Annotated in this window: 1 protein-coding gene; it reads right to left on the bottom strand. The window is 41.5% G+C overall.

Annotated features, from left to right (window positions below):
* Positions 1–241, bottom strand: a 241-nt coding sequence (locus tag R2R70_RS22755) for a hypothetical protein (protein WP_410979310.1), incomplete at both ends; no start/stop codon positions are given.

Raw genomic sequence — 241 nt, 5'->3', positions numbered from 1 at the left:
CTTATCATTTTCGTCAAGCTCTACGCGAATACCTTCTTGGGCAAAATCGAGCGGATGAATATTGGGGAAAAACGACGCATCCAGATAGACAGCAAGCAAGTTAAAATAGTCGTTTTTGTTTTGCGTCGCGTATGGATAGGACGTCCAATCAGAGGCGGTCATCGCATTCATAAACGTATTTAATGAGCGTTTAATCATTGAAAAGAACGGATCACGTACTGGAAATTTGTTCGAACCACAT

Origin of the sequence: Cobetia sp. SIMBA_158 (genome assembly GCF_046566945.1) — a bacterium.
Classification (GTDB): Bacteria; Pseudomonadota; Gammaproteobacteria; order Pseudomonadales; family Halomonadaceae; genus Cobetia; species Cobetia amphilecti.
Note: the sequence above shows the minus strand (reverse complement) of the source record. Positions and strands in the feature narration are given on the sequence as shown.